General features: G+C 39.2%; 5 protein-coding genes. All 5 read left to right on the top strand.

The genetic code is table 11. From position 1 onward, the window contains the following. The first annotated feature begins 39 nt into the window (after nucleotides 1-39). The gene (locus tag AC1DRF_RS24970) at nucleotides 40-357 is read left to right on the top strand and encodes a hypothetical protein (protein ID WP_025750968.1); all 318 of its coding nucleotides are present in this window, start codon (nucleotides 40-42) and stop codon (nucleotides 355-357) included. Between the two features lie 354 nt (nucleotides 358-711). Further along, nucleotides 712-1,056, top strand: a complete 345-nt coding sequence (locus AC1DRF_RS24965) for a sulfurtransferase (protein WP_427076134.1) — start codon at nucleotides 712-714, stop codon at nucleotides 1,054-1,056. Next, nucleotides 1,046-1,306: a metal-sensitive transcriptional regulator gene (locus AC1DRF_RS24960; protein ID WP_028409367.1), complete on the top strand. Its 261-nt coding sequence runs from the start codon at nucleotides 1,046-1,048 to the stop codon at nucleotides 1,304-1,306. The genes AC1DRF_RS24965 and AC1DRF_RS24960 overlap by 11 nt, the downstream gene beginning before the upstream one ends. Before the next feature lie 92 nt (nucleotides 1,307-1,398). Beyond that, nucleotides 1,399-1,626 carry a sulfurtransferase TusA family protein gene (locus AC1DRF_RS24955; protein ID WP_427075889.1) on the top strand — a complete coding sequence of 76 codons (228 nt, stop codon included), beginning with the start codon at nucleotides 1,399-1,401 and terminating at the stop codon, nucleotides 1,624-1,626. Between the two features lie 47 nt (nucleotides 1,627-1,673). Beyond that, a partial coding sequence (locus AC1DRF_RS24950; RefSeq protein ID WP_477741963.1) for a DsrE/DsrF/DrsH-like family protein occupies nucleotides 1,674-1,983 on the top strand: 310 nt, incomplete at its 3' end.

Genomic DNA, 1,983 nt, shown 5'->3' with positions numbered 1-1,983 from the left:
GAACATATGATGTGACAAAGGAAAAGGAGTTGACGAAATATGCATCAAGGACAGCAACATTATATTCCATGGGAACAATGGCATCATCAGCATCCTCAAGGCACGTGGAATCAATGGCATCAGCAACATCCTCATGTACCGTGGGAGCAGTGGCATAAACAGTATCCGCACGGCACATGGAATCAATGGCATCAACAACATCCATACACACCATGGAATCAGTGGCATCATCAGTATCCGCACGGTACGTGGAATCAGTGGCATCAGCAAAATCCATATGTGCCATGGAATCAGTGGCACCAGCAGCATCCACACAGTTCGTGGAATCAATGGCATAATATTTATCATCAAAGCTAATCAGCTTTTTACCATAAAAGGTCCGGTTCTCCTTGGGAACTGGATCTTTTGTGTATAGACGTGAATGATGCAGTAAGCTTGATTTTCAAAGCTGTATACGAGCGACGATGATGAAGAATATGTTTGGTCAATAGGGTAGGGGGTACATATATAAAGCGAGTTAAAGACCAACATTCATAATGCCTAAGCTATATAAAATGGACTAGTTCGAGGTAAAGTAACTATGTAAATGAGCAAAATTAAATATAATTTTCTCGCTTGACAATATACCTATAGGGGTATAATATAGAGCATGTAAACAACATTAATTCAATAGCAAGGCGGTGATTGTTATGCTGCTATATAGCAGTGTTGTTGCTTGCTATTTTATTTATTGCATACAGACGTTATTATCCCGTTAAAGGAATACAGTGCATACGTGAATCTGAAGCAAAAGAACTTGGGCGAACGGTTGTAGATATTCGTCATTACCATGAAGTTCGCGATTCTATTGGTATAGTTATTCCGCATGCGTATCTAAAACGCTTTTATTCAGAAATTCCACAGGGCAGTGTTCATCTGATTGCCGGAGATAGAGTGGAGTTAAATTTGGGCGTAAGGTTCTTACGAAAAAAAGGTTTTGAAGTACGCAGCTATGAGTTAGCAGCATGTAAGTGTAAAAGTAAAGGAAAGAAAGGGGTATTTGATTATGGAGTATAACCAACAGGTGAAAAATCGCCTGCGCCGAATTGAAGGGCAGCTAAAAGGCGTGCTTAGCATGATGGAGCAAGGAAAAGACTGCCGAGACGTCGTGACTCAATTATCTGCTGCAAGAAGTGCCATTGATCGCACAATGGGAGTTATTGTGAGCAGCAATCTTGAACAGTGCGTCAGAGAAAGCCTGGAGCAAGGAGAGCCAACGGAAGGTTTAGTGAAAGAAGCTGTACAGCTGTTAGTGAAAAGTCGTTAATCATTGTCACCTTGTTTAAGGTTGACGAATATCATTATTTAGTATAATATACCCTTACAGGTATACGTATATAAAAAGGAGAGAGAAATACGATGAAAATTGATCATGTCTTAGATGCAAAAGGATTAGCTTGTCCAATGCCAATCGTAAAAACAAAAAAAGCAATGGATACTTTAACAACAGGTCAAGTATTAGAAGTGCAAACGACAGATAAAGGTGCTAAAAGTGATTTAACAGCTTGGGCAAAATCAACAGGACACGAGCTTATTGGTTTTAAAGAAGAAGGCAGTACATTTATCTTTTACATTCAAAAAGGCTAATTTTTTTTAAAATCAAATATACCCCATAGGGTAATAGGAGGAACAACATGACTGAACAAAAGAAACGAACAACAATTGTATTATTTAGCGGTGATTATGACAAAACGATGGCAGCTTATATTATTGCCAACGGAGCGGCTGCTTATGACCATGAAGTGACGATATTCCATACGTTTTGGGGATTGAATGCGCTTCGTAAAGAAGAAATGGTGCCGGTGAAAAAAGGATTTTCAGAAAAGATGTTTGGCAAAATGATGCCGCGCGGTGCGGATAAAATGGGCTTATCTAAAATGAACTTTGCAGGTATGGGACCTAAAATGATTAAAAACGTAATGAAAAAGCATAATGCTCTAACGC

Source organism: Priestia sp. P5_B4, from assembly GCF_056400385.1.
Note: the sequence above shows the minus strand (reverse complement) of the source record. Positions and strands in the feature narration are given on the sequence as shown.